Origin of the sequence: Paenibacillus sp. 11B, assembly GCF_030487755.1 — a bacterium.
Classification (GTDB): Bacteria; Bacillota; Bacilli; order Paenibacillales; family Paenibacillaceae; genus Paenibacillus; species Paenibacillus vandeheii.
In genome coordinates, this window is the sequence record NZ_JAUKNS010000002.1 from 763,353 (window position 1) to 782,378 (window position 19,026).

Here is a 19,026-nt window from a genome sequence, read left to right on the forward strand (position 1 = left end):
CCATGCCAAAAACGACTCTCTCCACTCGGGAGGAGCCGCTTTCCTGTTATTTTACGTATAAAAGCTGTTATTGCTCGCACCGGACTGAGGCTGTACATCTCTTTCAAAATGCTTGAACCTTGTCCCCTGATACGTCAGCATGCCTCGGTCATTTTCCACAAACATCCCGTAATTTCTGCCACCAACATTTAACTCCACACGGTCCCCATTATCCAATTCAAACGTGGCATAATACCAGGTTGATGCACTGCTGTCCCCGCTCCCACCTGTGACTTCTGTGCGCTTTGCCACAATCGTTGAATGCAGGGTTAACAGTGCTGAAGCATTGTTCGATGACCATGTGCTCACCCCTGAGATAATGGCATAGACAATAACACCCGCAATAATGAGAAATATGCCGCCAATAAAAATCGAACCAAACGTACTCATCGTAGTGAACTCATTGATTCCTGAAAAAAAACCTCCCTGATTGCCCTCAAATCCCGGAACATCATTCATGTCATCAAAAATACCGAAGCCGTCCATGCTTAACCAGCCCAGCGATGAAGATATGCTCAATGACGTCATTCATCATCGTTCCCTTCTCCCTGCAAATTAAGATGCACCGCCCCCTGCCAAGGAGACGGTGCACGCAGACAACCCTACAAGCCTTGTCCGTATACTATATGAACCTGATTACGAATACAGACGTTCAAGTTCATCAACAAGACTGCCAACATAGGCGACAGCAGCACGAATCGGCTCAGGTCCGGACATGTCCACACCCGCAAGCTTCATCAGCTCTTGCGGATCAAGACTTCCTCCCGCTTTCAATGCGTCAAGCCAGCGATCTACGGCAGGCTGTCCCTCTTCCCGAATTAGCTGTGCAGCGGCGGTAGATGCCGTCAGACCTGCTGCATAGGTATATGGATATAATCCCATATAATAATGAGGCTGTCTCATCCAGGTCAGCTTGGCCCCTTCGTCGATCACCAGATCAGGCCCCCAGAACTCGGAGAGGATATTTCCTTTCAGCTGACTTAACGTCTTCGCCGTAATCGGTTCATCCTTGGTTGCGAGTGCATACACCTGACGCTGCAATTCACCTTCAAGCAGATGTGTAACAAAGTTATGGTAATACGTATTGAGCAATTGCAAAATGACCCAACGACGCATTCTCGGGTTATCAGAACGTTTCAACAAATGATCTGCCAGCAGCATTTCATTCATCGTGGAAGGCGCCTCTATAAAATAGAGGGATGGTCTTGTATTCGTAAGCCGTTGATAATGCCCGGCAAGCATGAAATGTCCGGCATGTCCCACTTCATGGGCAAGTGTGAACGCACCGCGCATATTATTTGCCCAGGAGATCAAGATATAGGAATGAGAACCATAGATGGACGAGCAGAAAGCTCCTGTCGATTTGCCTGCATTATCAGCATAATCTACCCAGCGCTCACTGAATGCACGTTCCACAATATCGCCATATTCCGGTCCCATCACGGCAAGAGCCTCACGTATGAGCGTGCAGGCTTCCTCGTATGTAATGGCAGGACTGAATTCAGGGTCCAGTGGTGCCTTCAGATCGCAGAACATCAGTTTGTCCAGTCCCAACTCACGTTTCTTGAGCGCGGCCAGTCTGCGCATGTGAGGGGCGAGTTCCTGCTGGATGATATCCAGTACATTGTTGTACATCTCTTTGCTTACCTGCTGCGGACTGAGCAGCATATCCGTAACATCATCGTATCCACGCAGCCTGGACAAGACGACCTGCTTCTTCACTTCGGTGGCGTAACCTTCAGCAAACGTATTTTTGTAATCATTCAGCTTGGAGCTGAACGCGGCATAGGCAGAGCGGCGCAGCTTCGTATCCGATGACATTTCATAATTGTTCTCATAGAATGACCAGGACAGCGGGCGGTTATTGTCATCGCCATCAAGTGCATCGTCAAACGTCATGTCTGCCAGTTTACCGCGCAGATAGATCCGGTACGGCGAATCCAGCACCTCTCCAAGGGAGGCGAGTACTTTCTCCGTTTCGGGCGAAAGACGATGGGCTTTTTCCTGAATCAGACGATCCAGACTTCGGGCATACGGCTGCAAACCCGGAAGTTCTTCAATATAACGTTTGACGGTTCCATCGGGAAGATCCACGATCTCGGAATTCACAAAAGACAAGGACGACGACAAATTCGATAAAATGTCTCCCGCCTTGGCTGAATTCTCAATATTCGCGGGATTGGTACTATCCTCCGACTGTTTCAGCCGGGCATACGAAGCCGTTTTGCTAATGCGTTCCTGCAAAGCTTCTCGGGCATCGAGACAAGCGAGTAACTTCTCAGCGCCTTCGCCCAGATGTCCTTTGAATGTTTCGATATGGGCAGCGGCCTCAGGCAGTGATCTAAGCTCCTGCTCCCACTCATCGTCAGTCCCAAACAAGTCTCGCAAGTCCCAAGTAGTCTCTTGGCTTACTTCATCGCGTGTACGTATTTTTTCCATCGTTAAATGTCCTCCTCCTCGCATTTCCAATATCTCTCATCGTATCATATTCGAAGCATTTATACCTTACATCTCCTAAAATGAGCCTTTAGATTCAAGGGATTATAGATTGGACTAAAGAATATTCACACTTACCACTCCGATGACAGAACAACCTTCCGATCGCTGTTATCCCCAGATTTTTTGATTCAATTTTACAAAGGTGAAAATCTGGTGATAAAGGCTAGGCGCATGCTTCCGATGTAGCTTTCTTTCAGAATGCTTTTAGCTCCGCTTCTTCAGGCTATTTCTGCCCTCTACGTTTCAAGAAAACTTTTGTAAAACTGTTAGTTAATTAAGGGGAAAGAAAAACCGCTGGGTGATGGAAAAATTCCCTACACCCAGCGGTTCGTTTTAACTTAAATTGATTCTGATTTCCAGATCACATTCTCACCATAGTTTTTACCCCAATCGTACATGGCATGCAGCACGGGCATCAGGCTCTGTCCGTGATCCGTCAACGTATATTCGACACGAGGAGGTACTTCTGCATAGACCTTGCGCTCAATTAGCTTGTCTTCCTCCAGTTCACGCAGCTGGTTGGTCAGCATCTTTTGGGTAATATGAGGAATCAATCTTTTTAATTCACTGAAACGCTTGGTGCCTTCAAGACCCAGATGCCATAAAATAATCAGTTTCCATTTGCCGCCAATAACAGCAAGGGTCAATTCTTTCTCACAGTTAATCTCTTTCAAGTTGATTCGTTCCTTGACTTCGGACGCCATAGCTCCAAGCCCCCTTTTCTTTCACTTCATCTTATATCGCTAAAATGCAATACGCATATTACAATAACACTCCGCAACAAGAAGAGCATGCTGCCTCCTTGTATCATATAACGGGTTCATTGGTTTAATACAGCTTGTATACATTCTACTACAGCACAACCCTGTTGTTAAGCTGCCCTAAATCAGTCCATAGACAACGATAGCAGAAAAGACCGGAACTCCCGCTACTCAAGGGAATTCCGGTCTTCCATCTATTCTTAATTCATCAATCTATGACGTATGGACTATTCCAGGTTGGCGTGACGCCCAAACATGTCTGCTCCAGTCATATTCTTCATTTGCATCATGGTGAGCACCAGGGCGTCCATGCTCAGCAGCAGCCCCTGTTCAAACAAGGAGCCCATCGGCTGAATGGTTACTGCCGCTCCCGTGGTCGCCGTATCCTCTTTGGCGGATGCCGGAAGACGAATCACGGTATTAGACAGTTGTCCGATTGTGGACTCCGGCTTGATCGTAATCAACCCAACAGGAGCACCTGCTTTACTGGCCTTCTGAGCCATCGCTGCCAGACTGCCTGTCTCCCCTGAGCCTGAGCATAACAAGAGGAAGTCTTTCGAGCTGATCCCCGGTGTAACGGTCTCTCCAACGACATATACCCGAAGCCCCATCTGCATCAGCCTCATGGCAAAAGCCTTTCCCATCAGACCGGATCGACCTGCGCCTGCCACAAAAATCTGTTCGGCAGCCAAAATATGTTCCGCCATGGCCTGCATCTCCGAGTCGTCGATCTGGCTTAACGTCCGTTCCAACTCCTTCAAGATGTCTGCTGCGTATTGTCGGCTGCTCATCTGTTCTTACCCTTGTTGAACCAGACGCTGCATCTCAGCTGCTACTTTGGCTTTGTCTGCTTGTCCAGTGATTCCGCCGCCTACAATGACCAGATCCGGTTGTGCTTTAATTACTTCTGGCAAAGTTTCCAGTTTGATGCCACCAGCTACAGCCGTTTTGGCGTTTTTCACGGCTTTTTTGATCGTTTGCAGATCTTCGAACGGGCTTTGTCCAACCGCTTGCAGATCATAACCTGTGTGTACGCAAATGTAATCTACGCCAAGGGCATCCACTTCACGTGCACGTGTTTCGATATCAGACACGTTGATCATGTCAACCAGAACGAGTTTGTTTTGTTTTTTCGCTTCTTCTACAGCACCTTTGATCGTCATGTCATTGCTCACTCCAAGGACTGTGACCAGATCCGCACCAGCTTCAGCAGCTTTCATGATTTCATAGCCACCTGCGTCCATGATTTTCAGATCGGCGAGTACTTGCAAATTAGGGAAGGCTTCTTTCATCGCTTTAACGGCGTGTAGTCCTTCATTAATAACGATTGGGGTACCAATCTCAACGATATCGATAAATTGTTCAACTTCTTTAACAAGTGCTATACCTTCAGGGATGTTTACCAAGTCCAATGCCAATTGCAATTTCATGAGTCATTTCTCCTTTGTTGTTCGAGTGTGAGTAGTATTTCTGTAAAGATTATTTAAAACTTTAGCCTGCACCAATCCACCTGTTTAGATGCAAGCACTATTTTTCCTGGCTGCTCATTCATTGTAGATCCTGACTATCCATTGGGGAAGTACGCACTTTGAAGTCAGGTAGTTACCTCCACGATACTATTGAGTTAATTACATTGTTATCTGAACTGATATCATGAAAAAATGTTGTATTCCACAAGGATCAAGTACGGGCATCATCGGAAGTCGCCATGCTCACCTCATCAAAAAAGACCCCGCCACAAAGGCAGGGTCTTCCCAAAATTTCAGGTCAACTAGTTCAAATCTATTGATCTAAAAGCTTATTCAAACCTTTCGGTTATCATTCAAATCCTGGGTTTACAGATAAACAGGTTTCACACATACCGGCTTGGATACACCTGTGCTGTGACCTGTGTATTTCAGACGTCCGCTCTCCTGATCCACTGTAAAAGAAACGATATTGTTGGTATCGCGGTTAGCTGCAATCAGCAGTTTGCCATTCGGAGTCAGGGCAAAGTGACGCGGGTGTTTACCCTCAGCTGATACATGCTCAACCAGTTTCAAATGTCCTGTTTCAGCGTCGACTGCAAATACAACAATGCTGTCGTGTCCACGGTTCGAACCGTATACGAAACGTCCGTCGTTGGATACGGCGATTTCAGCTGTTGTGTTTTCACTGCCGTCATAGCCGTCAGGCAATGTGGACACGGTGGAAACCTCTGTCAACGTGCCTGCTGCTGCATCATAACGGAACGATGTAATGGAGGAATCCACTTCGTTAATGACATAGGCGAATTGACCGTTCGGATGGAATGCCAGGTGACGCGGCCCTGCACCCGGATGTGTTTTGGTTTCACTGTGCAGTACAAGTTCGTTCTTGTCTGCATCAATGGAGTAGATTGCGATTTTGTCCGCACCCAGATCCTGTACCATCATGTATTTGCCATCCGGGCTAAAGAATGCGGAATGCACATGTGGCTTGTCCTGACGCTCAGGATGCGCACCTTTGCCTTCATGTTTCTTCTCATCCAGAAGTTCTCCAACTTCACCGTTATCCGTCAGAGCTTGCAGACCGACCAGACCACCGTGGTAGCTGGAAAGGATCAAGTAACAACCGGATGGGTCGCGTTGGATATGACATGGCGGAGCCGAGATCGAATCATGACGATTCAGCAAAGACAATTTTCCTGTAGAAGGATCAATGCTCAGAGCAACAGCTTCAGACATTTTATTGCCTTCAGCAGACGCCGTTTCACCGATCGCATACAGTTTATTACCTTCAGCATCCACGTTTACAAACGTTGGGTTCTTCACGCCCGAGATGCCGTCAAGCTTGGAAAGGCTACCTGTGTCTTCATTCAATTCATATGCGTAAATGCCCTCATTTTCCGCTTCGGCATAAGAGCCGGCCAATACGAGCAAGCGTTTTGATTCACTCATTACAGTTTCCTCCTCTATGTGTATGTAATCTGGTTGCACCTCTTCTATAATAAATCTGCCATATCAAAATAGCAATCCACCGCCCCTGCGCAGCCATCAAAGAAGCGGGATCCACATCGCCCACTACGTAAGACAATACCAAAATCCACTCCCGACGAAGGACAACTTCTGCTATGATAAAATAGGTTTTTCATCCAGAAAGGACTGAATTCGGTTGTTTAATTCATTTCTGCTCACGTTATATCATGTATTTCTGCCGATATCCCTTCCGGTGATTGGAGGCATTTTGTTAAAACGTTTCAAAAATTGGGATACCCGGCCGCTGTCGACCTTTTCCCTTTATATTTTGAGCCCTGCACTGATCTTTGATACACTGCTGCATGCCGAGATTACATGGACAGACGTAACCGGTACGTTCTGGTTTTCTATTATTAATTTAATCGCCCTATGGGCACTGGCTGAACTGTTGAGCCGGATATTCCATCTTGGCGCAAGCGAAAAAGCGGGCCTCACCCTTGTATCCACGTTTACAAACTGCGTGAATTATGGGCTCCCGCTTGTATTACTTGCTTTTGGACAGCTTGGATTGGATAAGGCTTCGGTATATGTCATCGGACAGATGATCATTGTTAACACGGTAGGAATCTTTTTTGCAGCCAGATCCGAATTTACCATCAAAAACGCGATCCTGTCCGTCTTCCGTATGCCTTCCATTTATGCTGCTGCGATAGCCATCATCCTGCGCGCAACCAATCTGAGCTTGCCCCAGGCACTGGATGGAGGCATCTCCATGCTCGCAGCCGGATACTCCCCTGTCGTACTGGCCATTCTGGGTGCGCAGATGTTAAGACCGCGCGGTTCTGTGGAACCTTGGAAACCCAACGTCCGCAAAGCATTCTGGACTGGACTCGTGGTACGACTTGCCGCAGCGCCAGTACTCTCGTATCTGATTCTGACCGCACTTCAGATTGAAGGAACGTTATTCAGTGTGCTGTTCATCTTGGCGTCAATGCCGACCGCAGTGAACGCAGTAATTTTGGCCGAGCAATTCAATGCCTCTCCGCAGTTTGTGTCCCGCTGTATTCTGTGGACAACCGCGGCGTCAATGGTTATTCTGCCGATCATGATTGTGATGTCTTCCTAATCAGCACGGAAGCTGGTGTTGGAGACATCGCTGCCTGCTTGCGTTTCTCCAATCGGCGCTCAAAGCGGCGTTTGAGTGCTCTGACATAGAAGAACTTGACGACAAAGTAAGAAATCACGCCGAGGATAACTCCAAAGACGGACATACCTGCCAGAATATCCAAACCACCCAGCAAAAGTTCACTTAGTGCGGACCAGTTACCGCGAAACAGCTCCATAAAGGCACTCTCATGAACAGGTCCCTGCCCCATGCTATGTGCCGGCAAGATCCATGAACCAATTTGCTTGGCAAGCGGCATCAATATGATGGGCAGGAATGTCAGCTTGCCGACCACATTGCCCACGATAGCTGCTGGCAGCGAACCACCGGACAAACGTACAATCGGATAGAACACGAGATAAACCAGTGAGGCAGTCGAGATAACGATCAGTTCCAGACCAAAACCCAAAGCAAATCCGGTAGATACTTTATGTGCCCCGCCGGGAGCACGTAACAATTTGAGAAAATTAAGCTTCAAAGCACGTGTTAAACGTGCAAAACGTGAGTTTTTGCTTTTCTGTAGGTTCATACCGAACTTCCCCTTATCTTACACAAATGACGGCTTAAGCCGCCTATTCTTCAGTATATCACACCGCGTTAACGCCTGCTGTTATAATCACTGGCTGTGTCTCGATAGCAACATTGCCAGCTACAGCTCTGGAGATCATGCAGGACTCTTCTGCTTTATGTGCCAGGCGCTCTGCCTTCGTCACATCAGCATCAGATGCATCCGCTTTGAGCACAATTCGAGGTCTGTGTATGATCCGCTCGTACGTAAATACATTATTGGTCACATCCACCGTTGCTTCGGACTCCAGTGTCAGCTCATCCGGTGTAATATCCGATCGCTCCAGCATCGCTGCAAGTGTAATTAAATAACAGGTAGACGCTGCACCAAGCAGCATTTCATCCGGATTGGTGCCGGTACCCGGACCACCCATCTCCTGTGGAATCGAAATAACTGTTTTTAATCCGCCTGCATCAATATGCCCTTCACTGTTACGTCCACCATTCCAAACGGCTTTCAGGTGAAAAGGATGTTTCATTATATTCATTCCTTTCGAATTAGACACGGACACATGTTATGGATTGTTCATTTAATGTGCTAACCTGTTCTTCATCTAAACCCAGATCTGTTATTACTTTGGCCACACTGCTGAGTTCCGCCACTCTTGTAAAAGCCTGCACGCCAAATTTGCTTGAATCCGCCAGCAAAATAACTTCATCCGCAATGCTGAGCATCTTCTGCTTCACCAGTGCCTGCAATTCATTCGACTCACTGATGCCTTTGGTCAGATGTACACCTTTGCAGGATAAAAAAACTTTGTCCACATGATAGGCATCCAGCGAACGTTCAGCCAGCGGTCCTACAAACGACAAGGACTTCGAAGCTAGCTGCCCGCCGGTGGCGATCACACGAATCTGTTCCTTGTTACTGAGCTCAGCCGCAACCTTAATGGAGTTGGTCAACACAGTGAGCGGGATGTTCGGCAGTCCTGCCGCCATATACCACGCCGTTGTACTGGCATCCAGCGCTATCCGGTCGCCAGGCTCTACCATTTTTACCGCTTCGTCCGCAATTCTGCGTTTCTCTTCTGCATGAGTTACAGCCCGCTCCGGATAAGGGATTTCCGACTGTCCTTCTTCTTTATATTTTACGCTGACAGCCCCACCATGGGAACGCCTGAGCCTTCCAGCCTGTTCAAGCTTGTCCAGATCACGTCGAATCGTCTCTTCCGTCACTCCGCAGCGCTCACTAAGCTCGGTCACACGCATGCTTCCCTGCGCATCTACCCATTCCACAATTTTCTCATAACGTTCAGCCACGAGCATCTTCATTCACTCCAAACCGTTGATTATCCAAGATGAATCCTGTTCATCTCATCATACCACAGTGCTCCCGGAAGTAGAATTTCATCGAGACGCAGTGGGTGCAAAAAAGAGGGAGCTTCCGCTCCCTCCAATTTCAATGAAATCATGTGTCTTATTTATCATCAGCCATAGGGAACCAGCCCGGTGTGTGAATGATTGCATTCCACAGTCCGTCAGGGATAACCAGACGTTCCTGATCCGATTTGGTAAGAATCGTCTCGATATCTTCTTCACGACCGCTTTCGATTTTCTCAACCCAATCCGGCTCGATGATAAGCTCACGACCAAGCGCAAGCAATGGCACACCACTTTGAAGAGCTTCAGCTGCCTCGTCTGCAGTATGGATAGAACCTACACCAATGACAGGCATTTTACCCGCCACACGGTCAAGGATAAATTCAATTCTGGAGCGTGTATCTGCTTCACCTCGTCTTGGTTTGGACCAGAACTCGTTAACGGATACATGCAGATAATCCAGATTTTTATTTTTTAGCGAATCCACCAATGCATACGTCTCTTCCATGGTCAATCCCGGTGTTTCCGGCTCTTCCGGGGAGAAACGATATCCAATGATAAACGGCAGTTTCGTATGTGCAGCTACAACCTTCTGTACTTCATCCACTACAGCGAGTGGGAATGTGAGACGTTTCTCGATGCTTCCACCCCAGCGATCTTCACGTCGGTTGGAATGCGGAGAGAAGAACTGCTGGATCAGATAACCGTTCGCACCATGAATCTCAACACCATCAAATCCAGCTTCAATGGCACGACGGGTTGCTTCCCCAAAGTCCTTGATGATGGACGTAATTTCGTCATCAGTCAACTCTCTTGGTACAGGAGATCCCGGACGCTCACTGGCAACAGCGCTTGGAGCAGCGACTTGACCGGCTGGAACCGCTTGTTCTGGCGTGAGTCGACCTGCATGGAAAATTTGCAGTACGGCTTTGGAACCTTGCTGCTTCATGGTAGCGGCCAGACGTTTCAAACCAGGAATAAAGCTGTCGTCATAACTACCGAACTGAGCCGGAAAACCGATTCCATTCGGATTTACATGAGTTACCGCTGTAAGGGACATGCCCGCACCGCCGGTACGACGTGCATAATAAGCAAGTTCAGCGTCTGAAACAGTACCATCCGGGTTCGAGGACATATGAGTCATGGGAGCGAGCACAATCCGGTTTTTCAATGTAATGCCGCTTGGCAGTGAAACTTGTTCAAACATCGGGCTATACTTTGGATTCATTCGTGGTTCCCTCCTGATTAAACATCTCTTTTAATAGATATATGAATATACGTTTCCACTTACTGTAATTATTATAGTTACGTTTTGCTCACATTGCAACTTTTCATTTTCTTCAGTACATTTTAGTTCGTTGCTCAACCCAAAAAGACGGAGTGTCCTGTGACTCTCCGCCTCTCCGCCTCTTTCACTCCCTTTATCCGCTTAGAAACTGCGTACGTAGGCCAGCTTCTGATCCATCTCTTCTACACATTCATAACAGTCATGCTCATCATTGGCTACCATCGGAGTGACCGGATACAGATTCATCTCAGTACTATTGTAGGATTTCAACAACGGCAGCAGCTGCGTCACTCGTGTATTTGCCGGATCCAGCCAGGTATTAATCTCTTCTTCAGACAGAATCGCCGGCATTTTGCTGCCAAACTCACGTGTAACCATGTTCGCGCCCGCCATCAGCATCGTGCAGGTACGCAGTGGCTGTTTGCGTGTATCTCTCCATACCTCGTATAATCCCGCAATGCCAAACAATCCACGATCCGGCATAACCACACGCACTGCATAGCTTTTCTTGCCTTCCTGACGCCAGTAGTACAAACCATTACATGGGATAACACAACGCTTCGTCTCTACCAGCTTATAGTAGGCTGGATTCTCATGCACCGTCATAAGATTGGCGTTAACTGCATCGCGACCCCAGAACGGAATGAATCCCCACCGGAACTCGTCTAATACCCGTTCTCCGTCCTGATGCAAAATTATCGGTGTGTGCTGGGTTGGGCTGATGTTGTACCGGTTTTTGTAATAATACATCACCCGTTCAATCTTGAAATGATCTCTGACCTCATCCAAATCGGCTGCCAATGAAAAACGGTTACACATGTTCAACGCTTCCTTTCCCTGTGTGAAGTTGAATGTATTGTTTGTTATTGCAGGGAAATTATGCATGCACATATGGACAGCAATCGACTTTTTCAGACGAAAATAAGGTCTAATTCAGCAGAATCCATTGTTTTTATCACGAAAACAAAGACTTAAGACTCATTTCAACAGTTCTATTCCTTGTTACTATAATAGAGAAAAAATACAATTATTGGAGGTTTTAAGTATGAAAAGGAAGTTTCTCATGAGCATCATGTTGTTTTCAGCCATCGCGATGTTCGGCAGTACAATCTATGCGGCAACGTTTCTAACTTACGGCTACCCGAGCTCAACAATTCCGATTCGCACTTACAATTACGCCTCTACGTGGCAAGCTCCCATGGACGCTTCCCTCAGCAATTGGAACAATGCCGGTGCCAAAGTACAGTTTACCAAAACGAGCAGCTCCCCCAATACCATTACTGCCGGAAATTTCAATAACACGGCATATGGCGTCAACTACGCTTCTGTATCAGGCAGTCAGGTCGTAAGCTTCCGCATTGAATTGAATGCAACCACCATTACGGCTGACGCAACCAACTTGTCCAATTTTATTCAAAGTGTATTCGTTCATGAGCTCGGACATTCAGTCTGGCTTGGAGACAACCCAACCACCACCAGCCCTTCCATTATGCTGTACTCCCGCAACCGGAACACCTTGACTAAGCCTCAAACCTTCGATATCAACAATGTCAGATCCAAGTACTAATCCACTATTCTCAAACCCTTAAATCCAAGGAGGATTTCTACCCATGAAAAAAATTCGAGTATTGACGATGCTGGCCTCTTCCATTTTCATTTTGTCTGCTATAGGTTGCTCCTCAGTTACAACTAATACGGCTGCCACCAACGATGGACCCATTACCATGATTGCTTCCGAGGACTTCCCCAATTATTCAAGCATCGGTGATCTATCTGAGAGAGCCAATACCATCGTCAGAGGCAGTGTTATCCAGACACGGGTTGAAGCATTGAATGACATGGTACAAGCCCCGGTTGTAAATGAAAGTGCTCTGGATGAAGAATTGAATCCGGGTGGTGAGGACATCGTTCCTTTTGATAAAATCTATACGATTTATACGATTAAGGTTGCTGAATCCTTCAAGGGAATTCATACAGCCGGGGACACCATTGAAGTGAAGCAGCTTGGCGGACAGCTGGGCAATACCGAGATTATTAACGATGACAATATCAAATTCATCCCCACCAAAGATTATGTGCTCTTCCTGGAGACGTATGAGCACACTCCCGCCAGCCTGCTGAATTCCGTTCAAAGCCTGTATGTGATCAAACCCGCAGCTAAATTAACTCAACCCGGCGAGCAGCAATCGAAGTCCGAAGTTGTTGTGAGCGCCAACCCTGAGAATGATCTCACGCTAAGCATCGAGAAGCTGCAAGAAATCCAGAACGAAGATCAGAACAAATAACCTCATTGGACCTGCACCCATTCCCCTCCTACTGTTCAGTCATATATAGTAAAAACGTGCCGCTCAGTAAGACTGGGCAGCACGTTTTTGGAGTTTAATAATAGACTACTATGCCTGTTGGGTACGTGATGAATTACAATTTGATAAAGTCAGCCATAGAACGAACCTGGATGGCCCCAGCCTGGGAGACAGCGCCATCAGATCCTTGTAATTCCCCTCTGGATGTGAACTTAACCTTCACCGGAATGCCAGGAATCAGATCGAAGAAATTGTCCGAGAACACCCCTTCTGCCTCTGTAGAAATCCAAACTTGTTTCGCCAGCACATCACTTTGCAGGACCAAATGTACGCCATCGTTCTCAGTCACTTCGATTACCTTAATTTGCACTGGTTGCAGTGAAAGATCCTTCGATGGTACAAAATAATGCTCCTGTACGATGTCGGCTGCCCCATCCTGCTTCAGATCAATGCGCAGCAACGTTGTTGCAGCATCACGACCTTCCAGCCATTCAGCCTGACTCAATGACAGCACCTGTTGACCAGAGTTGGATGCCAGAGCAATTTCATGCTCTTCATCACGGTATACCGTGCCATCAAAGCCGATTAGGCGCAGCTGTAGTTTCCCTTTTACAGGTTCAAGCTGATCCGAGATCAGATAAATATCCGTCACATCTTGCTTCGTGCCATCTACCGATACCAAGACATCGCTGAAGCTGCGTTTGGCGTAATATTGCAATGCTTTCCAGCGGCCAAAGTAGTCCATCCCCGCCCATGATGCTACCGGCCAGCAATCGTTCATCTGCCAATAGAGCGTTCCCATACAGAACGGTTTGCGGCGACGGTGAGCCTCAATGGCTGTTTTCATCGCTTCAGCCTGAAGCACCTGGCTCATATAGAGGAAGGAAGGGAAATCCTTAGGTTCATGCATGTACATGTCCATGTATTGTTTGATCAGACGATTACCCGCCCCGTTCTTTTGATGCGCCAGCATCACTTCAGACTCCAGCGCCAGGTCCTCCTCCTCTGCATACTTGCGAACCGAATCATATTCAGGGAAGGACTGGAAGCCATATTCACTCATGAAGCGTCCCACATGAACGTTGTAGTTCTCAAATGGCTCCACATTATGCCATACACCCCAATAGTGGATATCCCCTTCTGATGTGGATGGGTGAGCATGCTGTTTCTCGTCTCCCGACAGGGATACGAGTGGCGAAGAAGGCCAGTAATCCACACCAGGAGCGTAGGCTTCCACAACTTCAGGCAAAAGATCATGGAAAATGGCTTCGTAATCTGCCCAAATGCGTTCCTTCTGCTCTTCGTTGTAATCTTTCTTCCAACCCCAGCCGCCATCCTCAATGTAATGAGCCCATGCGGAATCAATCTCGTTATTGCCACACCACAGCACGATGCTTGGATGATTGCGCAGACGTTTTACATTATCAATCGCCTCATGCTTCACACTGTTCAGGAAAGCCTCGTCTCCAGGATACATGCTGCAAGCAAACATAAAATCCTGCCATACGAGCAAACCATATTCGTCACACAACTCGTAGAACACGTCTTCTTCATAGAAGCCACCACCCCATACACGGAGCATATTCATATTCGACTCGGCAGCTGACACAATCTCATGCAGATAACGCTCACGTGTCACTTCTGTAATGAAGCTATCATTTGGAATGTGATTTGCACCTTTGGCAAAGACAGCAACTCCGTTTAATTCAAAATAAAAGGAGGCTCCTGCTTCATCTTGATCACGAACCAGACGTATGGAACGAATGCCCGTTTTCACCGTGGACTCAGCCACAACTTGCTCTCCCTGAATCACTTCCGTTAGGAAGGAATACATATGCGGGTCACCCAGTCCGCGGCTCCACCACAGCTTCGGTTCATCTATGGAGATTGGAACCTCCACAGTCTGGACGCCTGGTTTCAACGTTACAGCCTGCTCCCAGCTCTGTCCGTCCGTTCCTACTCGAATAACCGTTTCTATTACTTGCGCAGACTCTACTTCCACGACCGCAGTCAGAGAAGCGGAAGCAGCGGTTACTTCTTTTTGCTGGATAAAAACATCATTAATCCGTACGTCGGTCCATCCTTCGAGACGCGCTTCGCGCCAGATTCCGCTGGTTACAAAACGTGGACCCCAGTCCCAGCCATAATGATACGGGGCTTTCCGTGCAAAAATACTCACTCTTTTGTCGCCTAGTCCCCCCACATCAGATTGATCATTCGATGCAGGCAGAGCATATCCGAGCTTCTCCAGCTTCGGCAGGTCTTCATTTATTGGGGAACGAAAACGTATTTGGAGGATGTTGCCACTTGCCTTTACAACCGATTTCACGTCAGCTGTCCACACCCGGAACATATTATCCGCCGACAACACATGCTGTTCATTCACGTACACATCGGCATACGTATCCAGACCATCAAAGACCAGCTCCAGATACTGCTGTGACAGCAGTGCTTCATTAACGTCAAATTCGGTACGATATTCCCAGTCTTTCTTGTCGACCCATTGAATTTCCTTTTCGTTAGTTCCATAGAAAGGGTCTGGTATCTTACCCAATTTCAGCAAATCCGTATGCACACAGCCGGGCACGTGAGCCGGCATCCACTCCTGATCCTCACAAGCTTTGAACGTCCAATTCTGAAATGTCTGCGATTGTATTTTGCTCATGACAGCCTCCGTTATCGTTGAAGTTGTTTGAAAAACAATTTGTTATGTTTTGTTATTATAAAAACAAATAACTTACAAAACAAAATTAACATGATATGCTCAATTCAGTCAATCTGTTTTGTGATTTATTTCTAAAAACCTTTTTATCCAAACAAAAAAAGACATGAAGCCTTATCTCTCCATGTCTTTTCACCCCTTAATTATATAGAATGGTGCTTGTTATTTTTGGCTTTCCAGAACCGCGTTTGTTCACTTCATTGCAAAATAGCATTGTACTCATCACGAATGATTAATTCCGAATAAATCAGCTTTCTTTCAAAAGGCCCGTCCGGATGCTCCATGCGCCACAATAACTGGTCCACCGCCCGTCTGCCCATGTTCTCCTTGTCAATATGAACCGTAGCAAGAATAGGCTCTTCTGAACGTGTATTGTCGAACCCAGTTACTGCACAGCGCTCCGGCACCTCGATGCCCCTGCCTTGGAGTGCACCAATCACAACAGCAGCCATGTGATCGTTCGCACATACCATCACTTCGGGGATGTCTTCCATCTGCATGGCGGCGATGGATTCCCGAATGTGATCCAGATCGGGTCCCAGCAAATCGGTTTGCTGCGTAACTTGCAATTGCATCTCTTCCAAAACCGAACGATAGCCGAGCCATCGCTCTCTGAAACTGGCTGCATCAGGCAATTCACCAGCAAACTGCAGCCGCCTGTAGCCCTTTCCAACAAGCATCAGCACCAGTTCCTTCATGCATTTCATGTTATCTGTAAATACCGTATCTCCATGAATCGCCGCGTCTTCATGATCAACCATCACAAGCGGAATGTGCAGTCGGTAGATTTCGAGCAATACGGATGTGGAAATGGAACCGACGGTAATAATTCCGCTGATGGCTTCGGGATTAAGCACCGAAAACATGCGATCCGAGGAAGGTTCCGTCAAGGTCAGGATATCCATGCCCTTCTCATTCAGCCGTGCAGATATTCCGTCAAAGATCGGACCCCAGTACAGGGAGGAACGATTCTGTGAACGGATATTGGGGAACAAGATCAGAATAGTGCCCTGTCTATCCAGCCTCATCTCCTGTTCAACAGAGGGTTCTAACAAATAACGCTTCGGTTCAGCTTTGAAATATCCAAGCTGTCCTGCCGTCCTGACAATCATCTCCCGGGTATGTTCACTCACACCAGGTTTGCCGGTCAACGCACGGGAGACTGCGAATTTGGATACCCCCGCAGCATCAGCAATTTGCTGCATGGTTACTCTTTTGCCCATCCTACTCACCCGTTTTTCCTTCATTTTTCATTAAGTATAGCATAAAAATTCTAATTCAACAAAACAAGTTATGAAAAACTTCATTTTGTTAGGTTATTTTGCTTGGGTTTTTGGAGCTCTCCCGATGGTAATAAAAAAAGTTCCTCCACCACCTTCACGATGAAGATGATGGAAGAACTCTTCCTTTATTTCAAAACTATATGCCCGGTGCTCCCTGATCTCCCAGTTCGGTCTGTAATGCCGTCCGCTTTCTGCGCCAGAATAACGGATAAGGGACTCTGATCTCCGTAATCAGAACACCAATGAGCATCAATGCAGCACCCGCATACCCTTGCATCGTAAGAGACTCCCCTTGGAAGGTAAACGCAAATGCTGCGGCAAACAACGGTTCGAGCGAAAAGATCAGGCTCGTTCTCGTTGGTGAAGCATGCCGCTGGGCAAATGTCTGCAAAATGTAACCAATGCCGCTGCACAATACCCCCAGACCCAGAATGGCCGCCCAGGATTGCGGCGTGTCAGGCAGACGTGGTGTCTCCAGCAGGAATGTAGCAGCCAACCCCCACAGAGCTGCAACGCCCAGTTGAACCGTTCCCAGGGTTAGCGGATCATGCTTCGGCGTATACTTGCCAGCAATCATAATATAGATTGCATACATTAATGCTGCGAGAACACAAAGGATATCTCCCATATGCAGACTGAGCTGATGCTGAAGCGTCAACAATCCGAGCCCGGCTACCGCCACGAGAATACTTATCGTTAACCGCAAATCCGGCAATCTTCGATGCAAAATTGTCGTCAGAATAGGCACGAAGATCACTGCCAAACTGATCAGAAATCCTGCCTGCGAAGCCGTTGTGCGCTGGACTCCATATGTGATAAATACAAAGGCCGCGAATAACGCTGTTCCCATGATAACCCCTGCCACAAGTGTCTTGCGATCTATTCTGAACAGTCGCCGATGGAAAAGGACCGCTGCCGCGATAAAGGCAATGCCAAACCGGAAAGCGACCAGATTCAACTCCTGCATGGACTCCAGTCCCGATTTCATAAACAGGTAGGATGATCCCCATATTACCGTTGCGAGCAGCATTTGCAAATCCGCTCTTCTTGATGCCTGACCTTGTAGTGCACGTACTCCGTTCATCTTGCTTCTACCTTCATTTCTATGTATTGTAATCGATCCGAGGCTCTCTCGAACTAACTCGCCTTGGCAAGTATAAACGATCTCTTTGCATTATAAAAATGAATATTTATAATAGTATATATGAAATAAACTCATGTATGAAATGAGGAAAGGAACGGAATCTTTCATGTCATTGGTCAAATACGAAATTTTGAATGCCGTAGTCGAATACGGCAGCCTTACGAAAGCAGCGGAAGCACTGAATATTACCCAATCCGCGGTCAGTCATGCGATCGCCAGCCTGGAGACCGATTGTGGTTTTTCGCTGCTAAATCGTGACCGCTCCGGTGTACGAGTGACTGCCGAAGGGGAACGCATTCTGGGCTATACGCGTGAAATTCTGCGCTGGACGGAATTGATGAACCAGGAAATTTCATTAATTCGCGGCGCCGAGATTGGAACCGTGCGTATTGGCACATTCGCCAGTGTATCCACACAGTGGCTGCCTGGTATCCTGAAGCAATTTCGCCTGCATCATCCTGGAATCGAAATTAAGCTATGGGAGGGAGACTATGCAGAAATTGAAGGCTGGCTAGCCGGAGGCGCCATCGATCTCGGCTTTCTTTCTCTTGGGGATTCCTCGCCTTTTGAAACCATTCCATTACAAAAAGACAGGATGATGTGCATCCTGCCTCTGGAGCATCCACTCGCTTTGCAGAGATCTGTTTCATTTGATGTATTGCTCGAACAGCCCTTTATTTTGCCCAAATGGGGCGGTGATAACGAAATCGAACGATTGATCCGGCAGCATGCAGCCAAATTGAATGTCGTCTATGAAGTTGCCGAGGATCAGGCCATTATGGCAATGGTTCGAAACGGCCTTGGAATCAGCCTCTTGCCTGAAATGGTTCTGCAACACCATACCAATGAGCTGGCGCTCGTTCCACTCACTGGAGATCCCTATCGTACGATTGGCATAGCCTGCCCGTCTCTCGTCAATCTGTCACCCGCTTCGCGTCGTTTCATTGAAGCGGTACAGGAATGGCTAACTCCATCGCTCTAATCGGTCCTCCGTTACTC

The 19,026-nt window shown here is 47.5% G+C and carries 18 protein-coding genes; 4 read left to right on the plus strand and 14 right to left on the minus strand.

The window, feature by feature from the left end:
- Nucleotides 1-51: 51 nt before the first annotated feature.
- The 6 genes from Q0V21_RS11745 to Q0V21_RS11770 form a co-directional block, all read right to left on the minus strand.
- Nucleotides 52-567, minus strand: coding sequence for a DUF2500 domain-containing protein (locus Q0V21_RS11745; RefSeq protein WP_024631804.1), 516 nt, complete (start codon nt 565-567; stop codon nt 52-54).
- Nucleotides 568-675: 108 nt separating this feature from the next.
- Complete coding sequence (gene pepF / locus Q0V21_RS11750; protein WP_079344159.1) at nt 676-2,478, minus strand: oligoendopeptidase F; 1,803 nt, start codon at nt 2,476-2,478, stop codon at nt 676-678.
- A 398-nt stretch (nt 2,479-2,876) separates the two neighbouring features.
- On the minus strand, nt 2,877-3,242 hold the full coding sequence (locus Q0V21_RS11755; RefSeq protein ID WP_079344158.1) for a winged helix-turn-helix transcriptional regulator: 366 nt from the start codon (nt 3,240-3,242) through the stop codon (nt 2,877-2,879).
- Between the two features lie 284 nt (nt 3,243-3,526).
- Entirely contained in the window at nt 3,527-4,090 is a 564-nt protein-coding gene (gene hxlB / locus Q0V21_RS11760) for a 6-phospho-3-hexuloisomerase (protein ID WP_079344157.1), read from the minus strand.
- A gap of 6 nt (nt 4,091-4,096) precedes the next feature.
- Complete coding sequence (gene hxlA, locus Q0V21_RS11765; protein ID WP_079344156.1) at nt 4,097-4,729, minus strand: 3-hexulose-6-phosphate synthase; 633 nt, start codon at nt 4,727-4,729, stop codon at nt 4,097-4,099.
- Between the two features lie 405 nt (nt 4,730-5,134).
- The gene (locus tag Q0V21_RS11770; RefSeq protein WP_301879038.1) at nt 5,135-6,217 is read right to left on the minus strand and encodes a lactonase family protein; all 1,083 of its coding nucleotides are present in this window, start codon (nt 6,215-6,217) and stop codon (nt 5,135-5,137) included.
- A 214-nt stretch (nt 6,218-6,431) separates the two neighbouring features.
- On the opposite strand from Q0V21_RS11770, the gene Q0V21_RS11775 reads away from it, so the two are divergent.
- Nucleotides 6,432-7,361 (plus strand): AEC family transporter, encoded by a 930-nt coding sequence (locus Q0V21_RS11775; RefSeq protein WP_079344154.1) that lies wholly within the window; start codon nt 6,432-6,434, stop codon nt 7,359-7,361.
- Here Q0V21_RS11775 and Q0V21_RS11780 read toward each other — a convergent pair.
- The 5 genes from Q0V21_RS11780 to Q0V21_RS11800 form a co-directional block, all read right to left on the minus strand.
- On the minus strand, nt 7,339-7,929 hold the full coding sequence (locus Q0V21_RS11780; RefSeq protein WP_024632051.1) for a DUF2062 domain-containing protein: 591 nt from the start codon (nt 7,927-7,929) through the stop codon (nt 7,339-7,341). The genes Q0V21_RS11775 and Q0V21_RS11780 overlap by 23 nt on opposite strands.
- Before the next feature lie 58 nt (nt 7,930-7,987).
- The gene (locus tag Q0V21_RS11785) at nt 7,988-8,446 is read right to left on the minus strand and encodes an OsmC family protein (RefSeq protein ID WP_024632052.1); all 459 of its coding nucleotides are present in this window, start codon (nt 8,444-8,446) and stop codon (nt 7,988-7,990) included.
- A gap of 19 nt (nt 8,447-8,465) precedes the next feature.
- Nucleotides 8,466-9,233: a DeoR/GlpR family DNA-binding transcription regulator gene (locus tag Q0V21_RS11790; RefSeq protein ID WP_024632053.1), complete on the minus strand. Its 768-nt coding sequence runs from the start codon at nt 9,231-9,233 to the stop codon at nt 8,466-8,468.
- A gap of 151 nt (nt 9,234-9,384) precedes the next feature.
- A complete protein-coding gene (locus Q0V21_RS11795) occupies nt 9,385-10,515 on the minus strand; it encodes an NADH-dependent flavin oxidoreductase (RefSeq protein ID WP_301879041.1) in 1,131 nt (376 codons plus the stop codon).
- Nucleotides 10,516-10,716: 201 nt separating this feature from the next.
- Nucleotides 10,717-11,394, minus strand: coding sequence for an SOS response-associated peptidase (locus Q0V21_RS11800; RefSeq protein WP_079344152.1), 678 nt, complete (start codon nt 11,392-11,394; stop codon nt 10,717-10,719).
- 226 nt (nt 11,395-11,620) lie between these two features.
- Between Q0V21_RS11800 and Q0V21_RS11805 the strand changes: the two genes are divergently transcribed.
- Both Q0V21_RS11805 and Q0V21_RS11810 read left to right on the plus strand, forming a co-directional pair.
- The gene (locus Q0V21_RS11805) at nt 11,621-12,142 is read left to right on the plus strand and encodes a zinc metalloprotease (protein WP_079344151.1); all 522 of its coding nucleotides are present in this window, start codon (nt 11,621-11,623) and stop codon (nt 12,140-12,142) included.
- 43 nt (nt 12,143-12,185) lie between these two features.
- Nucleotides 12,186-12,860 carry a hypothetical protein gene (locus Q0V21_RS11810; RefSeq protein WP_079344150.1) on the plus strand — a complete coding sequence of 225 codons (675 nt, stop codon included), beginning with the start codon at nt 12,186-12,188 and terminating at the stop codon, nt 12,858-12,860.
- A gap of 133 nt (nt 12,861-12,993) precedes the next feature.
- Here Q0V21_RS11810 and Q0V21_RS11815 read toward each other — a convergent pair whose 3' ends face one another.
- The 3 genes from Q0V21_RS11815 to Q0V21_RS11825 all read right to left on the minus strand — a co-directional run bounded on the left by Q0V21_RS11815 (nt 12,994) and on the right by Q0V21_RS11825 (nt 17,967).
- The gene (locus tag Q0V21_RS11815) at nt 12,994-15,543 is read right to left on the minus strand and encodes a beta-mannosidase (protein WP_301879046.1); all 2,550 of its coding nucleotides are present in this window, start codon (nt 15,541-15,543) and stop codon (nt 12,994-12,996) included.
- Nucleotides 15,544-15,797: 254 nt separating this feature from the next.
- Nucleotides 15,798-16,823 (minus strand): LacI family DNA-binding transcriptional regulator, encoded by a 1,026-nt coding sequence (locus Q0V21_RS11820; protein WP_301879048.1) that lies wholly within the window; start codon nt 16,821-16,823, stop codon nt 15,798-15,800.
- Between the two features lie 196 nt (nt 16,824-17,019).
- Complete coding sequence (locus Q0V21_RS11825) at nt 17,020-17,967, minus strand: DMT family transporter (protein WP_301879049.1); 948 nt, start codon at nt 17,965-17,967, stop codon at nt 17,020-17,022.
- A 166-nt stretch (nt 17,968-18,133) separates the two neighbouring features.
- On the opposite strand from Q0V21_RS11825, the gene Q0V21_RS11830 reads away from it, so the two are divergent.
- Nucleotides 18,134-19,009: a LysR family transcriptional regulator gene (locus Q0V21_RS11830; RefSeq protein WP_079344735.1), complete on the plus strand. Its 876-nt coding sequence runs from the start codon at nt 18,134-18,136 to the stop codon at nt 19,007-19,009.
- The last annotated feature ends 17 nt before the right edge of the window (nt 19,010-19,026 follow it).